Origin of the sequence: Candidatus Symbiopectobacterium sp. NZEC127 (assembly GCF_025962675.1) — a bacterium.
Classification (GTDB): domain Bacteria; phylum Pseudomonadota; class Gammaproteobacteria; order Enterobacterales; family Enterobacteriaceae; genus Symbiopectobacterium.
The window spans coordinates 1,697,330-1,715,201 of record NZ_JAGFPG010000001.1 but is presented as its reverse complement, the minus strand read 5'-3'; the positions used below and the strand labels follow the sequence as shown (position 1 = coordinate 1,715,201).

General features: G+C 48.1%; 15 protein-coding genes. 9 read left to right on the top strand and 6 right to left on the bottom strand.

The features are described 5' to 3' along the window. Positions 1-24 precede the first annotated feature (24 nt). The 3 genes from J5069_RS07975 to J5069_RS07965 form a co-directional block, all read right to left on the bottom strand. Entirely contained in the window at positions 25-2,517 is a 2,493-nt protein-coding gene (locus J5069_RS07975) for a fimbria/pilus outer membrane usher protein (RefSeq protein ID WP_264643310.1), read from the bottom strand. 38 nt (positions 2,518-2,555) lie between these two features. Further along, positions 2,556-3,098, bottom strand: a complete 543-nt coding sequence (locus J5069_RS07970) for a fimbrial protein (protein ID WP_264643309.1) — start codon at positions 3,096-3,098, stop codon at positions 2,556-2,558. A 66-nt stretch (positions 3,099-3,164) separates the two neighbouring features. Further along, complete coding sequence (locus tag J5069_RS07965) at positions 3,165-3,713, bottom strand: fimbrial protein (protein ID WP_264643308.1); 549 nt, start codon at positions 3,711-3,713, stop codon at positions 3,165-3,167. Positions 3,714-4,325: 612 nt separating this feature from the next. Here J5069_RS07965 and J5069_RS07960 point away from each other — a divergent pair. The 6 genes from J5069_RS07960 to nagA all read left to right on the top strand — a co-directional run bounded on the left by J5069_RS07960 (position 4,326) and on the right by nagA (position 10,398). Beyond that, entirely contained in the window at positions 4,326-5,096 is a 771-nt protein-coding gene (locus J5069_RS07960; protein ID WP_264643307.1) for a winged helix-turn-helix domain-containing protein, read from the top strand. Beyond that, positions 5,083-5,556 carry a FidL gene (locus tag J5069_RS07955; RefSeq protein ID WP_264643306.1) on the top strand — a complete coding sequence of 158 codons (474 nt, stop codon included), beginning with the start codon at positions 5,083-5,085 and terminating at the stop codon, positions 5,554-5,556. The genes J5069_RS07960 and J5069_RS07955 overlap by 14 nt, the downstream gene beginning before the upstream one ends. A gap of 220 nt (positions 5,557-5,776) precedes the next feature. Next, positions 5,777-5,965, top strand: a complete 189-nt coding sequence (locus J5069_RS07950; RefSeq protein WP_264643305.1) for a YjfB family protein — start codon at positions 5,777-5,779, stop codon at positions 5,963-5,965. Between the two features lie 290 nt (positions 5,966-6,255). Then, positions 6,256-7,821 carry a PTS transporter subunit EIIC gene (locus J5069_RS07945; protein WP_264643304.1) on the top strand — a complete coding sequence of 522 codons (1,566 nt, stop codon included), beginning with the start codon at positions 6,256-6,258 and terminating at the stop codon, positions 7,819-7,821. A gap of 11 nt (positions 7,822-7,832) precedes the next feature. Next, positions 7,833-9,185, top strand: a complete 1,353-nt coding sequence (locus J5069_RS07940) for an adenylosuccinate lyase family protein (protein ID WP_264643303.1) — start codon at positions 7,833-7,835, stop codon at positions 9,183-9,185. Further along, the gene (nagA, locus tag J5069_RS07935) at positions 9,178-10,398 is read left to right on the top strand and encodes an N-acetylglucosamine-6-phosphate deacetylase (RefSeq protein ID WP_264628367.1); all 1,221 of its coding nucleotides are present in this window, start codon (positions 9,178-9,180) and stop codon (positions 10,396-10,398) included. The genes J5069_RS07940 and nagA overlap by 8 nt, the downstream gene beginning before the upstream one ends. A gap of 133 nt (positions 10,399-10,531) precedes the next feature. On the opposite strand, the gene J5069_RS07930 is transcribed toward nagA, so the two are convergent. Further along, positions 10,532-12,079, bottom strand: coding sequence for a hypothetical protein (locus J5069_RS07930; protein WP_264643302.1), 1,548 nt, complete (start codon positions 12,077-12,079; stop codon positions 10,532-10,534). Positions 12,080-12,799: 720 nt separating this feature from the next. On the opposite strand from J5069_RS07930, the gene cydA reads away from it, so the two are divergent. The 3 genes from cydA to cydX are packed head-to-tail and all read left to right on the top strand — an operon-like array spanning position 12,800 to position 15,646. Beyond that, positions 12,800-14,368: a cytochrome ubiquinol oxidase subunit I gene (cydA, locus tag J5069_RS07925; protein ID WP_264643301.1), complete on the top strand. Its 1,569-nt coding sequence runs from the start codon at positions 12,800-12,802 to the stop codon at positions 14,366-14,368. A gap of 14 nt (positions 14,369-14,382) precedes the next feature. Further along, entirely contained in the window at positions 14,383-15,522 is a 1,140-nt protein-coding gene (gene cydB / locus J5069_RS07920) for a cytochrome d ubiquinol oxidase subunit II (RefSeq protein WP_264643300.1), read from the top strand. A gap of 19 nt (positions 15,523-15,541) precedes the next feature. Beyond that, positions 15,542-15,646: a cytochrome bd-I oxidase subunit CydX gene (cydX, locus tag J5069_RS07915; RefSeq protein WP_264628079.1), complete on the top strand. Its 105-nt coding sequence runs from the start codon at positions 15,542-15,544 to the stop codon at positions 15,644-15,646. A gap of 134 nt (positions 15,647-15,780) precedes the next feature. On the opposite strand, the gene J5069_RS07910 is transcribed toward cydX, so the two are convergent. Beyond that, entirely contained in the window at positions 15,781-17,229 is a 1,449-nt protein-coding gene (locus tag J5069_RS07910; protein ID WP_264643299.1) for a PLP-dependent aminotransferase family protein, read from the bottom strand. A gap of 157 nt (positions 17,230-17,386) precedes the next feature. Beyond that, positions 17,387-17,863, bottom strand: a complete 477-nt coding sequence (locus tag J5069_RS07905) for a YlaC family protein (RefSeq protein WP_264627856.1) — start codon at positions 17,861-17,863, stop codon at positions 17,387-17,389. Positions 17,864-17,872: the final 9 nt, after the last annotated feature.

Below are 17,872 nucleotides of genomic sequence, written 5' to 3'. Positions count from 1 at the left end.
CGCAAATGATTAGCTGTGCTTGTTTTATTTGCAGGGCAGTAATAGTTGATCTAAATAACTGAGGGTGGCCGGTAGCGTTACCTGACACTGGTTTTTACCCTCCCAAAAGAGGGAGAGTGTTTCATTCTCAGAAACGCCAGTGATATAGGCCTGACCTTGATCGGATACCATGGCAACATCGCGGCCTTTGCTGTTTTTGACGCGAGCGGCGAAAGGGGGCGATTTGCCATTCTCTAGCATGATGCTGGCGAGAATTTTTGCGCCGCTGACTACCGTGAATTTTCTGTAGCCAATGGCACCTTCGGTGAGCGTGCCTTGCACCACGTTGGTGGTCGCTTCGATATTTTTGGGTAGTTTCTGCACATCGATACGGGTGGAAACGTCATAATAGCTGCTGGTATTGGCGATGACTGCCAGCCCGGCACGGTTAGTGGTGACACGGCTTTGGGCAAAAGGCACATCGCGCTGCCCGTCCGTGTCCACCATGATACGGGTTCCGCCATTATTTCCTTTTGGATGCGCAGCAACACCGTGTTGGGTTGCGGTGATCCCGCCGCGCAATGAACCGCTCAGGAAGGTGTAGCTATTTTGCTGCCAGGCCGCGCTGACGCTGGCATCGGTGGTCGAGGCCAGATAATTGTAATTTCCGCTGAGGTAGCTGTTTTCCTGGTCGTTATAGCGCGTGCTCAGATTCCAGTTATTGTCCGGCGCACGGTTATTGGTGTAAGTCAGGGTTTGATTGACGTCGCTGTTGAAACTGCCCGCGCTATAGCTCACGCGTTCTTTGTCCCGTAACGGAATCGAAAAACTCAGATAAATACTGTCATCGCTACGCTGGTTATACGTGGTTTTATAGGCAGACAGGTTGGCGGAAATGCCTTTTATGCCTGCGAAATCAAAATATTTATTTAATGAAACGCCATAGCGATCCTGCTCGGCAGCATTCCAAAATGTGCTGTGGGTATACGTCAGGTAGGTGGACATACCGCTCAACAGTGATGTCTTCTCTGAGGCAAAGTTTTTCGATACCGTGATGCTATAGCGCTCTTTTTCACTGTACAGGGCACTGTCGTAATTCAGTGCCGACAAGAACTGCGGCATGCTCATAAATGTTTTTTCAGAAAAACGATAGCCAGCAAAGCTGACCTGACTCTCAATGCTGTCAAAGAATTTTGACCAGTTCAGAGAAAAAGAGTGTCCCATCAGCGTTGAGGGCGCTTGTTCCAGCGTGGCGCGCGACTGTGTGACATCTGCCGTGAGTGCGCCCAGCAAATAAAGGTTTTTCCCCACGCCCGCTGCCCAGGATTGATAGCTGTCAGAAAGCAGCGTCCCCCCGTACACTGACCAGGAACTGCTGAGGCCCCACGAGGCCTCAGCGGAAGAGAACGCAGGGCCCTCAAAATGGTGATCGTTATTCGACGGTCGCCCGGCTGACAGTTTGTATTGCACATGGCCAGGACGCGTCAGGTAGGGCAGGTTGGCGGCTTCTGTTTGAAAACGCGAAACCGAGCCATCTTCTTCCGTGACTTCAACGTTCAGCGTGCCGCTGATACCGCTTCTGAGGCTCTGGATCGCGAAAGGACCAGCCGGTACGGTGGTCTCATGAATCACGCGTCCGTTCTGGGTGACGGTGACGCGGGCGTTGGAACGGGCGACACCGCGAATTTCAGGGGCATAGCCACGCATTGCCGGTGGCAACATGTTTTCGTTATTTTCTAATGCAATCCCGGTGAAGCGATAGCTATCGAACAGATTACTGCCGGAAAACATTTCGCCCAGCCGCAGGTCCGCAGACATCATCGGCAGTGGACGATACGCGTAGAATTGATCCCAAGAGAACTGGTCTCGTTCCGTGGTACGAGATTGCTGCCGGAAATAGCGATAGTCAGCGCGGTAACGCCATGCGCCCAGATTGAAGCCTGCCGTACCGTAGCTGCTCAGATAACGATCTGAACCCCTATTATTGGTATTACGCCGCGCTGAACCGACCAGATTATAGTCCAGCAATGCGCCATTGATGCCTTCATCCCATTGTTCAGGCGGTGTCCAGTTGGTGTCACTGTACCGTAGCCAGGCTTGCGGAATGGTGATATCCAAATCGCCCATACCGATACGATTAGATATTTTTACCCCGGAAATCGGGGTGAGATCGGCGCATTCATTGTTATTCCATAAACCGATCATGCCGCTGGCTTCTTTTGTTAACGCCAGTTTGTTAGCAATGTCAGGCGTGATACAGGCTGTCGGTTTATTATTGTTTGGCCCCGACGGCAGAAATTTCACCTTACTTTGCTGAATTTCTCGGGCATTGATTCTGATGGACAGCAGATATTCCCCTGGAGTGACATAATCCGGATCGGAAAAGTGGCTCAGGTCGATTTTTTGACGTTCATCCACGTCCAACACGTTAATATTAAATTCTGTTGCATGCAGCGCTGAAACGCTCAACGAAAAAATAGCAATGCCAAAACGTAATAGAACACGCTTCTTTTCTATGCTGAACAGTTTTTTTAACATAATTGTTAGACCGGTAATTTGATAAGGCATGCGAAATATCAGTGATAAGAAATTGTGAAGTTGATAATGGAGTAAAACTCACCAACGGTTATCTGGTCCATATTGGCAATAAGTTTTACAGCAAAGCGAAGCGTATTATCACCCTCAATTAATTGAAAGTCGCTGCCTTCACTACCGTAAGGAATGGGCGTGTTTGTCTCAGTCAAAAGCTGTAATGCAATACCTGATGCTTCACCAGAAACAGCCCATAATTGTGGGTTTTGTTGACTCTGTTGACCGAGGAAAGTAATTTTTGCACTGCTTCCTGCTTTATTGATGTCTTTTTCTGCCGCGAGTGAACAGCCTAACAATTTTATTTCTATCATTCTCGTTGCTGAAAATGACGGGATCAGCGAACTGGTACTGATTTGTCCAAAATCAATGCGTTGATAGATAGATTCATTAGAGAGAAAACAGGGGGTTGCCGTAATACTTCCCCCAAAAGTCACATCACCTCTTTGTTCATCCCATTCGGCATGGGAATAAACAGGGATGTAAAATAGAATGAAATAAATCACACGGTATAAAAAAAACCTTTTCACCCTATCTCTCCACAATGACAGTGTTTAAAGCGGCGTCCGTGCCATTGTTTCCCTAATTAGTGACCGTTACTGATAAGACACAACAAAGTTTGCTGTGCTGGTAAATTCACCGGTAGTGATATCAACAGCGGTGCCTGACTGCGGGGTAGGAAGCTTCTCCACGTAGGTAGAGAAGGAGAACGTATTATCACCGTTTGACAGAGGGGATGCATTGACTGCCGGGGTGGCACCGTCAAACTTGATTTTGCTTCCAGAATATTTAACGGCAATGCCCGCGCCAGATGCAGCGCCGTTCAATGCCAGCAGTTCACTGTTGCTGCCCGCAGCGGTACCGCCATTAAAAACGATTTTCGCCGTTGTTGCTGTATCAAGGCTGCAATCTTTTAAGGCGATATCGAATGATTTAATGTCAGAGGTACCGCCATTCTCCAGAACGGCCTTGCTGATTTCCCCAAACTCTACGGTCTGCTGTAAATCATCCTGATCGACAGAGCACGGCGTATCAATGATTTTTCCGTTAAATGTCACGGTGCCATTATGTGTATCGGCAGCATTGGCACTAAGCATAAAAGTCATGGCGATGGCTGAGGCCAGTGCGGCTTTAGTTAATTTCATAAGTTATTTCCATACCTTGTTAATATGTTTTGGTTTAACCAACACAATAATAAATTATGTTGTGAAGAAAACAGTTTGTGCAGAAAAGCTAAAATGACGGTACGAATAATAGGGTGAGTTTCTTGTTAAGTGCAACATAATAACTATTTTAGTTAAATATAGATAATATACTGATTATATAAATTTATTTAGGTTTTTATTCTGATTTCTAGGGTTTTGTCGCGATTAGATGTGATTTTGTGTTGTCAGGTTTCTTGAGTGGGAAGGTGCTAAACGTTTTTTACGCAGGGGGATATGTAAAAATAATTAAAGAATTATCATCTTGTTCATTGTGATTAGATAATTTTACATGACTAGGGTATGATTCCCGACGGTAAGATAAATAATCTTTGACAACAATGATGTGGCTCCATATCCTGTAAAAAAAGAATTTCCTCAGTTGCTTGTGCCACATTTAAATCTCCGTTTGATGGAAAAATAGAAGTAATAATTTTCATCTTGAAAAGCCTGGCAAGATGCTTGTCTTCTATTGCGTTATATAATACTAAAAAGATGTCGTTATACAGCCTGATTATCTGCTGATGGCAATGACATTTCATAAAGAGGATTGTCATGATCTATTTTATTAATCAATTAATTATATTCGACTCGGATGAACGAACATTGTCATGGCAAGCGCGAGAAGATGAGGCGGTATCGCTAAGTATTCCGGTTTCCCGATTGTTTGAAACATTGATAACGAATCCTGGCACGTTACTCAGTCGTGAGTTGTTGATGCGTGAGGCGTTAGAGAAACATGCGCTATCGCCTTCGATTAATAATCTGAACAATTATGTCTCTTTGTTGAGAAAAGTGCTTCGTGAATTCGATCTTGATGATGCGATTGTTACTGTGCCAAAGTCGGGTATTATTTTTAATATCAGTGATGTCAATGTTATTGAAAATAATAGAAAAGATAAAGCATTGCCGGAAGGGACTGAAACCGATGAATCGGCCGGTTCACCCGCCATGCCTCAGCCCGCGCTTGTCCAGCATAAAAAAAAGCAAGGACATCTTTTTCGGTGGGGATTAAGCGTTCTCAGTATTGCTGTGCTGTTCCTGGCGGGTTTTACCATGATCGCAGCAAAGGAGAGCTATTTTCCTGCCCGAAGCACTTTACAGATGGATGGAAACGGCAAATGCGAGATGTACTACCTCTATGACCGCTTGACCGATGAGGATGATACGCTTTCCGCTAGCACCGTAGAGAGTTTATGCTCCAACAATGTGCTGTTTTTTCTATCTAAAAAGGTTGTCATTTCTGATGCGTTGGATAAGCGGAATGAAATCATTATTACCTGCAAGCAGGACGGGAAAGAGTGTGTGACTTATGTTAATTATTAAAATCAGAAAAAAAATAGCACTTGCGATCGGCGTTCTGGTCTTTTTCTCTTTAGCCTGTGCTTTTTTCCTTTTTTATGGAAATAGAATCCCTAATCCACTGGTTTGTCAGGGAAAAGTAAAGTCGTCGGGTATGGAAAATGGATCGCTGGTTCGAAAAGAGTATGATGTATATATCTATTTGAGTGATAAAGAACGCGCGTTGGTGCTCATTAGTGGTGTTTATGTGGGGAGCGATAATGTGATTAAAACACTTCGTCGAACCCTTAGCTTTGACCCGCAGTGGACTGGTAATCATCTAAAAATACGTAATTTCGCTGTGGATAAGCACATTAATGACAACGCACCCGATGACACCATTCCTTGGGTGGGAGAAAATGATGTTGTCAAATTTGAGATGTTGATGAAGGACGTTTACTTAGTCAGTTCAGTGCACTCCAAGGTAGCCTGCCAGCAACGCTAAGCTGCTTTTTTTAGCTCATTAAACGCGGTGTGCAGTGATGTTGACGGTGAGCACGCCAGCAAGGCTGGGGGTGAATCGGTTGCTGTAACGTATAGAAAAGTAAAAATGATAAACTTTGTCTGTAGCGATCCGATACTACGTCTGACAGTCTGCTCCACGCGATAAGGTAAAGGCTGTTGTTATCTCCGAGAGTAATTACTTCATTTTTCAGGAGAATGTTATGGATGTTTCGCAGATTGCAGCGCTGGCTACCGGCCTCAATGACATGCAAACACGCAATGAAGCCAGTACCCTCGTGTTCAAGAAAGCGTTGGATAATCAAGCTTCTGCGGCGCTCGGTTTGATTGAGTCGATTCCGCAATTGCCTGCTAACCCGGCGATTGGTCGTAACATCAATACGACAGCATGAGGCTGTAATGTTGAAGAAGTGATGGGATCATCACTGCTGTAACCTTAAAAAAGCAGATGCCGATATCGGCGTCTGCTTTTTTATTTGGTACGACTCGCCTGTAGTAAGCCCGGTGTTCTTCTCCCCTCAAGCGTTTCCCTCATCGGTAAAACATCGGCTATCAGAAGTGTGAACCCAATCATATTTTATTACGGACAAAAAATGAGCCTTGAATGAGTCAGTATTTGGCCTTGATGGCGAACGTGCAAGCGTAGTTTGATGGTGATGCCAAATACACCAGGGACCCTATTATGAACTCCAACTTTAAAAACGAAATACAAACGTTTGGACGCTCCCTATTATTGCCTATCGCTGTGTTAGCGCCGGTCGGGATGCTGATGGGGATATGTAGCGCGCTGGGGCAAGCCTATATGATCGATAAGCTCCCTTTTTTGGGGAATGCTTATTGCAAGATGATTTTGTCTTCCGTCGGCCTCATCAGCAGCGTCGTGTTCCAGAATATTCCACTGTTGTTCGCCATGGGTGTCGCTTATGGGATGTCCAAGAAAGAAAAAGGCATTGCGGTATTCTCTTCCGTGATTGCTTATTTGACATTGTTGATATCAATGCACGTTCATCTCAAATTAATGGGGCAATTGGTCACAGAAAATATGGCGTTTGTCGGGCAAGGGATGGTGCTTGGCATACACACGCTAAAAATTGAAGCGTTGGGCGGCATTATTGCCGGCCTGTTGGCCGCGAAAGTCACAGACCGATTTTATCGCTTGCAGCTTCCTCTGGCATTTGCCTTTTTCAGCGGCAAGAAATCGGTCGCTATCCTCGCTATCGCCTTTACTATCCCGGTGGGGCTGATTATTCCCTTTATCTGGGATGTCTTCACCTATGGAATGAGAAGCATCTCTACGGTGATGATGGCGCCTGATATCGGTGCCGGGATCTATATGACATTGAACCGTTTGTTGATCCCGTTTGGCCTGCACCATGTATTGAGTTCGACCGTGCGTTTTACGGAAGCGGGGGGCACTTATCTGATTGATGGCCAAACCTATGTCGGCATCCTGCCCGCCATGAACAAGATCTTGTTTGAGTTAGGGCCGAACCACCCGGCGTGGAATGAACTTATGCCAACCCTGTGCAGCTATCTTGCATCGTCACAGATGTTGACCACGCTGTTCCGCGTTCCGGCGATTGGCCTGGCGATGTACCACATGGCCTATTTCAAGAACAAGAAATTTGCCAAGGGGATGATACTGACGGTTGTGCTCACGGCGTTTCTGGGCAATATCACCGAACCGCTTGAGTTTTCCTTCCTGTTTATCGCGCCAAAACTTTTTATTATCTACGCCATATTGTGCGGTCTGCTGACCATCCCGCTGCAAATGCTGGAAGTGTCTATTGGCTATATTCGCGGCACCATCTTTGATTTCGGCATCTTTGGGCTGATGTATGAAAACACCCAGTGGGTAAACCTGATTTTGCTGGGCGCGGTTAACTTTATTGTGTTCTATGGCGTATTCCGCTACGCGATTGGCAAATTTGATATCAAAACGCCTGGCCGTGAGAACGAAACCGCAGACAGTGCGTTGCTGAATAACAAAGAGTACGACAAGGTAGCAGAATTAGTGATCCAGGGATTGGGCGGTAAGCAAAATATCAAACGCGTTGAAAACTGTGTGTCGCGACTGCGTATCGATCTGGGCGATCAGAAATTGATGAACATGGAATTGCTGAAAGAGGCTGGCTCCTTGGGCACCTTTATTCCTTCCAGTAATCACATTCACGTTGTGTTCGGGCCGCATGTCGAGTTTGTCCGCAATGCGGTAGACGATCACCTTGCCGGCATCACACAACGTTAAGGAGAAGACGTATGCGCGCGCTTTATGATTCAAAAAGTAAAACCATTGACCACCAGGGAATGAAGGATCTGTTCACCCATGAGGCCAGAGTCCAGTCGTGGCTGGATGTGGAGGCGGCGTTGGCGCTGGCGCAGGCGAAGGTGGGGATGATCCCCGCCGCGGCGGCTGAAAATATTGCCGCTAACTGCCAGTTGGCGCGCATCGATCTCGCCGAAATTGATCGCCTGATGCGCCAGATTGGCCATGGGTTTGTACCCGTTATCAAGGTGCTGGTGAAAGCGTGTGATGCCGAGAGTGGCAAGTATGTGCACTATGGGGTGACAACACAGAATATTCAGCAGACGGCACACCTGTTTATCGTAAAAAAATTCCACCAGAAACTGATGACGTTTGTGGATGCCACGCTGGTGAATTTGGCTAACCTGGCAAAAGCGCATAAAAACACCCTGATGGCGGGACGCACGCATGGCAAGCACGCTTTACCGATCACCTATGGTTATAAGGTATCGGTATGGATTTATGAATTGCTGGCCGCCGTGGATCGCATGCAACAGGCGGAGAAAAGGGTGTTTACCGTGATGATGGGGGGCGCAGTAGGCGCTTTCCATGCGACCGGCGAGCCGGGCAGAGCCGTGCAGGACTTGGTCGCGGAACAGCTTGGTATGCATTCGATGCTGGTGCCTTCACGCAATGCCCGGGTGTTCCGCGCTGAGTACATCAGCAACCTGTGCCTGTTGGCAACGACGCTGCATAAAATTGCCGAAGAGGTCTACCAAACCTCTAGTGAAGAATTTGGCGAAGTGTCTGAAGCGTTTGCCAAAGGCACGGTAGGCAGCAGCACCATGCCGCAAAAGGTGAATCCCAAGCTGGCGAAAGGGATCATTGCCAATGCGCAAAAATTATATTCGGTACTGACGGCAACCTTGTATGTTTGCCCACGCCCCTTCGAAGCAGACAGCTCAGCCTATTTTATTTTTGATGCCAGCCTGCAAGAAAGTATTGAATTAATGGCGGAAATTATCCTGCGTGGGGAAGAACTGACGCGAACGCTGGTGATTAACCGTGAGCGGATGCATGACAACGTGATGTTGACGCACGGGTTAATCAACAGCGAAAAAATCATGATGAAACTGGTGGATAAACTGGGCAAAGATCCGGCGCACGAACTGGTTTATAACATGGCGATGCGCAGCACCCATGAACATCTCGAATACAGTAAGGTGTTAAGCAATGACCCGGTGATAGCGAGCCAATTTACGGTGCAAGAAATTGCTGATTTGCTCGATCCGGCCGCCTATATCGGGCTGTGTGCCGTTCTGGCCGATGAGCTTGCTGAGCGGGTGCTGAGGAGGGATCATGAATGATGTTGGCTCAGGTGTGATTAAATCCAACCGGATAGTATTCCCCGACGGCATCAAGTCGGGTTATCTCCAGATACAGGAAGGAAAAATTTGCGGCTTCGCGCCTCACTGCGCCTCCCACTATATCGATCACAGCGAGCAGATCATTATGCCCGGCTTTGTCGATATCCATGTGCACGGCTGGGGCAGAGGCTCTTTTGCTTACAAGGGCAATCAATCTTCCCTTAAGTGGATGAGCCACGATCTGGTTAAAGCGGGCGTTACCGCTTATTTACCCACGTCCGGCACGATGCCAAATGATTTCCTTGAAGCATCGTTAGTGGCCGCTGCTGATTTTATCGCTACGGCAACGGCTGCTGATGGAGCTGAGGCCATCGGCATTCATATGGAAGGGCCCTATATCAGTGAGAAGCATCTCGGTATGCAACGGGCCGATTGTTTGCAACGCCCCAGTATCGCCAGCTTCGAGCGCTTCAATCAGCTAGCCGGTCATCATATTCGCCTGATGACATTAGCGCCCGAACTGGAAGGAGCGCTGGAGGTTATCCGACATTTGCACGCGCAGGGCATTACGGTATCGGCAGGGCACACCGATGCCACCTTTGCCGAAATCACGGCGGCAATAGAGGCGGGATTAAACCATTTTACCCATGCTTACAGCGGGATGCGTGGCTTTCACCACCGCGAGTTGGGCGTGGTTGGTGCACTGATGTATTACCAGGATACCTATGCGGAAGTGGCGAAACAAAGCGGGATCACGATTAAGCCAGAAGCCTTCGATTTGCTCTACCGGTTAAAACGCGATCGGCGCATGGTATTGATGAGCGACTGCATGGGTTACGTAGATTTTCCTGAAGGTTATGAGTTTTACCACTATCTGCGCAAAGAGACATTTCGCATCAAGCAAGGGCAACTGGAAATCGCTGCCGACGGTGGTGATACGCGTCAGGTTTGCCCGTGTGATTATCAAACGGTAAAACATCTGGAAATGAACTTCCTGGATTCCGTGAAGAATATTGTTGGCCGCCTCGATCACGGATTGGTCTCGGTGGCGAGAATCGCTTGTGAAAACCCCGCATTGCTTGCCGGCGCAGCAGATCGTAAAGGGTCGCTGTCCCCCGGCAAGGATGCCGATATTCTGGTGCTCGATGATGACCTGAATCTGCTGGATGTCTACTGTCGGGGACGGCGTCAGCAACAGTTGTTTGAAGAATAAGCCTGCTCACCGGAGCGACCACCTTGGCGCCGGTTTCACCAGGGCGATATTACTGGCCTATTTTGCCCCGGGCAGCGCGCGACATCTTCACGCACTGTGTGTGCTGCGATTGCTGTGCGCTGTCCGTGCTGTGTCAAATAAAGAAATCGGGGTATTTTTGCTCCAGCAATGCACGGATCTGTGCGCTATCCAACCCGTCAATGTCTTGAATAAAGTCCTCAGTAGGGATTTTCTTCTTTGCCCGCGAAAGCCCGCATTCGCTCAGCAGCGAGATATCATCGCGGTCCAGATAAAAATTCACCTTGATGTAGGGCAGTTGATAATACTTCAGATAGCTGGATATTTTGTTGGTAAAGGTAATGAGTAAATCGAAGGGCAGCTGCTTGAGCGTGTGTAGTTCATTAATGTTGACGCATCCAATAATGTCGATATGAAAGTATGATTTCAGCACTTCCTTAAAATAACCTACCTTATTTTCCGATGAGTTAGTAACAATGATCACACGCTTTTTATCTTCACTGTGAATGCGATTTTGCAACTCATATTTTTTGAGTATCAGCACCAACGTGGATAAATGTACCGGTGAGAACCTGATACGATAATGATCGGCAATCGGGCCAGTGGCTTGTACCACGCCTTGATAGAGTGAGGCATAACGTGTCTGAACCTCATGCAATTTTTTGTCATCAAAATAAAGATTGAATTTGTTTTGTATGATGGCCGAGTAGATAAACGGATAAATTTCAGCAAAAAAAGGGAAGGCATTGTGTATGTTTGCCCTGAGCAGGGGCTTGAGCGATTTGCATAATTGCCTGACCTGTGCAATCAACGCGGCATCATAAATAGCAAAAGGCCGCCAGGTGTAGGTCAAAGAAGAAATCAGCAGGTCAAGAAACCGATCCTCATGTTCACGGTTGAGCAATGTAAAATTGAAGGACTGAATAAAATCGAGATTATCACTGTCGGCAATGACGTGCCCACGTCGCATACGGTGTAGGGCAATGCTCATGTACACCAGGAAATACTTTTTACTGTTATAGCCTAGCGTAACACACTGGCTCAGTTGCCTTTGGTAGAGATCGGCCGCGAGGGCAATCTCATCCTTACACGCTGTGAGAAATTGCGTGGCAATGGATTTATTGATGGGTTCATTGGCTTTATGCGGTACCAATACGTTGTCATCGCCAATTTCGACTGTTTTAAGGATTGTCAGGCAGATGGTAATTCGCAGCATAATTTCATCACCGTCCAGACGCGATCCCTGGCGGGGAATGGCAGTCATGGAGAGATGATTTGCCTGTAAAAAGGCATATAACGCCGGATTATCATTTTTTAAGGTGGTTGAGCTGACATTGAATTTTCGGTAATACTCGCTTTTATTCACCACGTCGTGCAGGCACAGTGCCACACTCAGGTTTTTGATCCGCTCTTCGGCGGTGGTGATATAACGATTGAAAGGGATTCTGGTCAGGAAATCGATGTATTGCCGATAGGTGATCGCAGTGATTATCGATTGTCCATCGATATGCAGATGATATTCAGGCTCAAGAAACTCGTTGATACCTTTAAGCGAACGCTTCAACGTTGAGGTTGTTTTGCCAAATTTTGACATAACATCCTCAATAAATACCGGGCTGTGTTCCTGAATATATTTTAGCAACGACAGGTCAAAGTTGTTCACTAGGCGTTCTCAAGTTCGAATCCGTATCAGTAATCTGAGCGTACAGAAAATAGCGGGATATGTCTGTGAGCTGTGTGAGTTAATGTTGCGCATTTGCCCCACGACGTTCAACACCTGCACCTCCCCCCGAGGTGGCAATGGGCCGCTAACCTAAGCCATACCGTTGTGAACCATCACCGACAGATAGTTGCCACCCGGTTTATTTACGCTATGTGGCGTTTTCGCTGACTTTATCCAAAGGGTACTGCGGTTATTCTGGTAGGGGAGATCCAGACCACCCTCAGATACACAACAGCAGAGGAGAGTCATAAAATTAATACAAAAAGTAACTGTTATATTTCACTGGGATTAATCTGTACCAATAAATGGGGTTTTAAAAAGGTGAAGTAAATTTAAACTGGTCTATAATGTTGTAAATTTGTATTTTTCGTTATTTTCTATCTAAAAATTAATTTTATTAAGTGCTTTATTCTTATTTTGATGTGGATTAGGTATTCGGGCTTATGGCTCTACTGTACTATTTATTCGTCATTTTTTGCGCGCTATAATCCTTTCCCGAACCATTACCTATTAATTGTTATCTCGTCTATGCAAAACATTCCGGCTGTCATCCTGCCCGTCGGAGCAGCATTTTATTGTTTTAATTCATCGCTATTTATTCCGGCTGGAACGCGGAATAACCGCATGGTGTGATTTTTCATGCCGCGCTAGGAGTCTACCATGTTTGATGTTGTCGAACTGTCTCGGTTGCAATTCGCCTTGACGGCTATGTATCACTTTTTATTCGTCCCGCTAACATTGGGGATGTCCTTTTTGTTGGCCATCATGAACACCACCTATGTGTTAACCGGCAAGCAAATCTATAAGGACATGACTAAATTTTGGGGCAAGTTGTTCGCCATCAATTTTGCCTTGGGTGTCGCCACCGGACTGACACTGGAGTTCCAGTTTGGTACTAACTGGTCCTATTATTCCCACTACGTGGGCGATATTTTCGGTGCGCCTTTGGCGATGGAAGGGCTGATGGCGTTCTTCCTCGAGTCCACGCTCATTGGCCTGTTCTTTTTTGGTTGGGATCGGTTGAGTAAAGTTCAGCATATGCTGGTGACCTGGTTTGTCGCGCTGGGTTCCAACTTTTCAGCGCTGTGGATTCTGGTCGCCAACGGATGGATGCAAAATCCGGTGGCGGCAGAGTTTAATTATGAAACCATGCGTATGGAAATGCTGAGTTTTTCCGAGCTGGTGTTGAACCCTGTTGCTCAGGTGAAATTTGTGCACACCGTGGCGGCTGGCTACACCGCAGGCGCGATGTTTGTGCTGGGGATCAGTTCCTATTATCTGCTCAAAGGCCGTGACCTTCCCTTCGCCAAGCGCTCGTTTGCCATTGCGGCCAGCTTTGGACTGGCTTCTGTGCTGTCGGTTATTGTTCTGGGGGATGAGTCCGGCTATGTGATGGGTGATGTGCAGAAAACCAAGCTGGCTGCCATCGAAGCAGAATGGGAAACCCAGCCTGCACCCGCGTCTTTCACGCTGTTTGCCATTCCTAATCAGGAGACAATGCAGAACGATTTCGCTATCCATCTTCCTTACCTGTTGGGGTTGATCGCAACCCGTTCCCTCGATAAACCGGTCGTCGGTATCAAAGATCTGATGGCACAACATGAAATCCGCATCCGTAACGGCATGCAGGCCTACGGGTTGCTGGAGACGTTGCGTGCAGGCAACGCCGATCCTGCTGTTCGCGCCCGCTTTGATACGGCCAAACACGACCTTGGCTATGGCATGTTGCTCAAGCGCTATACCGATGACGTCGCCAACGCCAGCGAAAGCCAGATTCAGCAAGCCGTCAACGATTCCATTCCCCGCGTTGCGCCGTTGTATATCGCTTTCAGGGTGATGGTGGGCTGCGGCGTGCTGATGCTTGTCATTTTCGGACTGTCATTCTGGCGTGTGATCCGTGGCCGCATCGGGCAGGGCAGAGGGTTGCACCGCGTGGCCCTTTACGGCATTCCATTGCCGTGGATCGCGATTGAATCCGGTTGGTTCGTTGCCGAGTACGGCCGTCAACCGTGGGCCGTGGGTGAAGTGCTACCTACCGCAGTGGCCAATTCATCTCTTGAGGCTTACGACATTCTGCTGTCGATGGGGCTGATTTGCGGGCTGTATACGCTGTTTCTGGTGGCCGAAACCTACCTGATGTTCAAGTTTGCCCGACTGGGGCCCAGTAGCCTAAAAACGGGCCGTTACCACTTCGAGCAGCTATCACCCGCCACTCAGACTAAAGGTTAACAGGAGCTTCAATCATGCTGGATTACGAAACATTGCGCCTAATTTGGTGGGGATTGATTGGCCTTTTGTTCATCGGCTTCGCCATCACCGACGGCTTTGACATGGGTGTGGGTATTTTGCTGCGCATCTTGGGCAAGAACGATGTTGAACGGCGAGTAATGATTAACGTCATTGCCCCGCACTGGGATGGTAATCAGGTCTGGTTGATCACCGGTGCGGGGGCGCTGTTTGCCGCCTGGCCGATGGTGTATGCCGCCGCTTTTTCCGGGTTCTATTTTGCGATGATTCTGGTGCTGGCAGCGCTGTTCTTCCGCCCGATTGGTTTTGATTACCGCTCCAAGCTGGAAAATGCGCGCTGGCGTGGGATGTGGGACTGGGGCATTTTTATTGGCAGCTTCGTGCCTGCGCTGGTGTTCGGTATCGCTTTTGGCAATCTGCTACAGGGTGTACCGTTGAACGTGGATAACTATTTACGGCTTACTTATCACGGCGGCTTTTTCGGTCTGCTTAACCCCTTTGGGCTGCTGGCCGGGTTGGTGAGTGTAGCGATGCTTATCACTCACGGTGCGATTTATCTGCAAATGCGTACCACGCAGACCCTTCAGGTCCGTGCACAAAAAACCGCGCAGGCCGTCAGCGTGCTGACCAGCGTCGCATTCTTAGTGGCTGGTCTTTGGGTCATCATGGGCATTGATGGCTACGTTATTACCTCAACGTTGGACAAAACCGCCCCTTCCGATCCGTTGCGAAAAGTGGTGATTCAGCAAGCCGGCGCCTGGTTAACCAACTTTACCGCGTATCCTGCGCTGTGGTCGATCCCGGCGCTGGGTGTGATTCTGCCCTGGTTCACTATGCTGTTGTCACGTGCAAACCGCTGTGGCTGGGGTTTTCTCACCTCGTCATTAACGATTGTCAGTGTGATCCTGACGGCAGGAATCACGTTATTTCCCTTCGTGATGCCTTCCAGTCTTGCCCCTAACGTCAGCCTGACGATTTGGGATGCCACGTCGAGTCAACTGACGCTTCAGGTTATGACAATATTGGCCTGCATTTTTGTTCCTGCCATCCTGCTCTACACCAGTTGGTGTTATTACAAGATGTTCGGGCGGATTGATGCGCGTTATATCGAAGAGAATAAGCATTCCGCTTACTAACATGTTAAGGAGAGTAAGTATGTGGTACTTCGCCTGGATACTTGGCACGATGCTAGCCTGTGCGTTCTCGCTGATTACTGCGCTGGCGGTAGAGCATCAAGACGGGGAGAACGGCACCCGATGAGAATATCAGGCAGCGACACCTGGTGTGGCTGATGAAATAATCTCATTGTTATGCTTATTGGTAAGGTAAATCTGCTCAATCGCTATTTAGTATCACAGCGCTGCGAGCAGATTTATAGCATTACCTATGGCGGTCTATATTTTCGTCTTGTGCATAGCCTTTATTTGTTGCTGAATGAGTGCCGCTAATACCTTTACACTTTGCTCGCAGCGCTCATCCCACTCATAGGATACATTCAAGCGGAAATGGCGATCGTATTTGTCACCCGCTGTGAACATTTTTCCGGGCGCGATGCTGATCCCTTTCTCTAACGCTTGCCAGTAAAGCGCAGTACTGCTGAGGCCTGGGGGCAATTCTAACCACAGGAAATAACCACCGCGCGAAGGATAAAGGTTAACGTCGTAAGGGAGATGCCGTTGGAGCGATTGGAGCGCAGCATATTTACGTTGTTCCAATGCCTTGCGAAGACGACGCAAGTGGCTGTCATAACTGCTTGTCGCAAGGTATTCCGCGATAGCCAACTGCATGGGGGCACTGGCAGAGAGCGTGCTCATCAGCTGTAAGCGCTGGATATTCTTGGCATGATGGCCGGCCGCCACCCAACCGATGCGGAATCCCGCCATCAGATTTTTGGAGAATGAAGAGCAGTGCAGGACCATGCCTTTTTTGTCTAATGCCTTCGCGGGTAACGGCCGTTGTAATCCAGCGTACAGTTCACCGTAAACATCATCTTCAACCAATCCCACACCGTATTTTTCTAACATCGCCACTAGCCGCTGTTTATTATCCCATGATAGCGTGCAGCCGAGCGGATTATGAAAATTGGTCATCAGCCAACAGGCTTTTATTGGATAGTCATTCAACGCCTGATGTAGCGCATCAAGGTCTATTCCGTGTTGTGGATCGGTGGCTATCGCAATCGCTTTAAGCTTGAAACGTTCAATGGCCTGCAATGCACCGTAAAAGGCAGGCGATTCAATGGCGACATAATCTCCCGGTTCGGTCAGCGCCTGAAGGCTCAAATTGAGTGACTCCATTGCGCCGGCGGTAATGACGATTTCATCGGGTGAAACGGAAATACCCTGCAATGCGTAGCGCTGAGCAATGTGTTTTCTTAACTGCTCATTACCGGGCGGGAGATTATCCAAGGCGTTTCGTGGCTGCATGCGTCGCGCCACTGACGCCAAAGAGCGGGTTAATTGACGCTGAGGGAAAAGGTGTGGATCAGGAAATGCAGAGCCAAAAGGAACGACAGAGGGATCCTTGCTGGCTTGAAGCACATCAAAAATAAACGCATTAACGTCAACATCTTCAGTCAATTCCACCCGAGCCTGCGTGTTTGAGGGGGAGACGCTATCCAGCGGCGGTGCGGCTAACTGTGGCGCGGCGTAGTAGCCTGACTGTGGGCGCGATATAAGCAGTCCCTGACTTTCTAATAATTGATAGGCTCGTAGCACCGTCATCAAACTCATACCAGAGTGAATCGACTTTTCTCGCAGCGACGGAAGTTTGTCACCCGGCTGCCAGATCCCCTCCTGAAGTTGCTTTCGCATCTGACGAGCCAGTTGCTCGAACTTGGCCATAGCACACCTATTTTTTGCCGTGATGGATAATGTGATGAAAGCGTATCACCACATGGGGGTTGACGGTTAGTGTCGGTCGCAGCGCAATAGCCACGCAGTGGATGGCACGAATGGCATGCACTTGATGCCGGGGATGGGGCGGTTCATACGCTAAACGTCATATTGCGGCTTTTCTAAGATAAGCGAGAGAAAAAACATCGTAAAAACCCACTTCCCCCTTTGTGAATTGGATTTTTGTTATTCCGTTTTTGACTTCCTGCGCGATATGTTCATTGCTCAGCAGTTTATTGACTGTGTCAGGTGAAAGTTGACGGTTGGTAAACCACTCACCGTTATAGCAAACACGTAAATCCAGCACGTCTATATCTTCGAAGCGATATTTGGGGTTGATATCTATCGAAAGCGCCACTGACATGACCAGCATAAATCCGGTGAAGCCAATCAGGTAGGGCAGGCCAAAATAAGCCGCATAGAATAATATCAAAGCGACGGGCACGTAGCTGATCAGCATGGCAGAGAACAGGTAAGGGTGCGAGCGCATAAACTTCAGGCTAAAGCGTATTTTATTATCACGCTTCTCTTCACGGTTAATGCGTTCAATCTCTTCAGTCAGAAGGCGCTTTACTTCATCCATCATCAACAC

What these genes read in the sequence shown, in the direction of transcription:
- J5069_RS07975 (WP_264643310.1), bottom strand. Translation starts at nt 2,517, where the DNA reads ATGTTAAAAAAACTGTTCAGCATAGAAAAGAAGCGTGTTCTATTACGT.
- J5069_RS07965 (WP_264643308.1), bottom strand. Translation starts at nt 3,713, where the DNA reads ATGAAATTAACTAAAGCCGCACTGGCCTCAGCCATCGCCATGACTTTT.
- J5069_RS07960 (WP_264643307.1), top strand. Translation starts at nt 4,326, where the DNA reads ATGATCTATTTTATTAATCAATTAATTATATTCGACTCGGATGAACGA.
- J5069_RS07955 (WP_264643306.1), top strand. Translation starts at nt 5,083, where the DNA reads ATGTTAATTATTAAAATCAGAAAAAAAATAGCACTTGCGATCGGCGTT.
- J5069_RS07950 (WP_264643305.1), top strand. Translation starts at nt 5,777, where the DNA reads ATGGATGTTTCGCAGATTGCAGCGCTGGCTACCGGCCTCAATGACATG.
- J5069_RS07945 (WP_264643304.1), top strand. Translation starts at nt 6,256, where the DNA reads ATGAACTCCAACTTTAAAAACGAAATACAAACGTTTGGACGCTCCCTA.
- J5069_RS07940 (WP_264643303.1), top strand. Translation starts at nt 7,833, where the DNA reads ATGCGCGCGCTTTATGATTCAAAAAGTAAAACCATTGACCACCAGGGA.
- nagA (WP_264628367.1), top strand. Translation starts at nt 9,178, where the DNA reads ATGAATGATGTTGGCTCAGGTGTGATTAAATCCAACCGGATAGTATTC.
- cydA (WP_264643301.1), top strand. Translation starts at nt 12,800, where the DNA reads ATGTTTGATGTTGTCGAACTGTCTCGGTTGCAATTCGCCTTGACGGCT.
- cydB (WP_264643300.1), top strand. Translation starts at nt 14,383, where the DNA reads ATGCTGGATTACGAAACATTGCGCCTAATTTGGTGGGGATTGATTGGC.
- cydX (WP_264628079.1), top strand. Translation starts at nt 15,542, where the DNA reads ATGTGGTACTTCGCCTGGATACTTGGCACGATGCTAGCCTGTGCGTTC.
- J5069_RS07910 (WP_264643299.1), bottom strand. Translation starts at nt 17,229, where the DNA reads ATGGCCAAGTTCGAGCAACTGGCTCGTCAGATGCGAAAGCAACTTCAG.
- J5069_RS07905 (WP_264627856.1), bottom strand. Translation starts at nt 17,863, where the DNA reads ATGGATGAAGTAAAGCGCCTTCTGACTGAAGAGATTGAACGCATTAAC.